The following is a 1,405-nucleotide window of genomic DNA, read 5'->3' as shown; positions in this document are numbered from 1 at the left end:
CATCAAAAGTGATGGTGTGGAACGGCCCTTCGAACCGGCATCAAAAGTGCCTAACGTGGTCGCGTAGAGAGGCGCCACAAACGAAGGACCGTTCCATGGAGAAGATTATCACAGTGGGTTTGGATTTGGCCAAGTCGATCTTTCAAGTTCACGGCATCGCCGAAAACGGGAAAGTCTTGGTTCGTCGCACATTGCGGCGATCGCAGGTTCTGCCCTTCTTTCGGAGCCTTCCAGCTTGCGTGGTAGGTATGGAGGCCTGTGCGAGTGCCCATCACTGGGCACGCGAGATAGCGGCGTTGGGCCACTCTGTCCGCATGATGCCGCCAGCCTACGTGAAGCCTTACGTCAAACGAAACAAGACCGACGCGGCGGATGCTGAAGCCATTTGTGAGGCGGTGAACCGCCCGACAATGCGGTTCGTGCCCGTGAAGACTGCCGAACAACAAGCAGCCAGCATGATTTTGCGAACGCGAGAGATGCTGATGAAGCAGCGCAGCCAGACTGCAAATGCCCTGCGTGCCCATATGGCCGAATTGGGCATTATCGCTGGCACAGGCATGGCAAGCATCGCAAAACTCCTGGTGCTTCTCCGGGACGAAAAAGACAATAGGATTCCCGGCGCCGCCCGCTTTGCCCTGATCCTATTCGCTGAACAGATTGAGCTGCTTACAACCCGCATAGAGAAGCTCGACAGAGAGATTTTGGTTGCCGTCAGAAAGGACCCTGATGCAAGGCGTCTGATGAGCATTCCGGGTGTCGGTCCTCTCATCGCCGCTACCGTTCGGACATCCGTCGTGGATGCTCGCGATTTTGCGACTGCACGAAATTTTGCGGCTTGGACGGGGCTCACACCGAGGGCACAGTCGAGCGGCGGGAAAGAAAGGCTCGGCGCGATATCAAAGCGCGGAAATCGGCAACTACGGACGCTCCTGATCGTTGGTGCGACCTCTATCATCAAGCTTGCTAAGCGAGGCTTGAAAGTCCCACTCTGGATTCGGACCATGCTGCAAAGACGGCCGGTCAAGGTCGTATCGGTCGCGCTCGCTAATAAGATTGCGCGCACGATCTGGGCCTTGCTGGTCAGAGGCGGCAACTATCAGGCGCCGGCCGCAATGCTGAAATCCTAATCTCAAGAGCTCTCCGGCGGAAGAAGAACGCTGCCGAGGAGGCAAGGTGCAAATCTGGATGAACCCCGAATGACGTCATTCCCGGTAGCAATCAGACCGCCTGACTCACTGCGCTTCGAGCGCGAGAAATTGATTGGGCGATTGCTTCCGCGGATATCATCGTGGCCAGCGGCCAGGCGCCGCGTGCACAGGCCGAACATATGACCGCACCGTCATCCCTTGTTCAACCAGAGAAAGATCTTGCAGCCCGGGCCGTTCCACATATGAGTCAGAGCCAA

General features: G+C 57.1%; 1 protein-coding gene. It reads left to right on the top strand.

The genetic code is table 11. The features are described from left to right. Nucleotides 1-95: 95 nt before the first annotated feature. Entirely contained in the window at nt 96-1,127 is a 1,032-nt protein-coding gene (locus FXB41_RS39930; RefSeq protein WP_219685663.1) for an IS110 family RNA-guided transposase, read from the top strand. Nucleotides 1,128-1,405: the final 278 nt, after the last annotated feature.

It is taken from the genome of Bradyrhizobium canariense (assembly GCF_019402665.1).
GTDB lineage: Bacteria > Pseudomonadota > Alphaproteobacteria > Rhizobiales > Xanthobacteraceae > Bradyrhizobium > Bradyrhizobium canariense.
Note: the sequence above shows the minus strand (reverse complement) of the source record. Positions and strands in the feature narration are given on the sequence as shown.

What these genes read in the sequence shown, in the direction of transcription:
- FXB41_RS39930 (WP_219685663.1), top strand. Translation starts at nt 96, where the DNA reads ATGGAGAAGATTATCACAGTGGGTTTGGATTTGGCCAAGTCGATCTTT.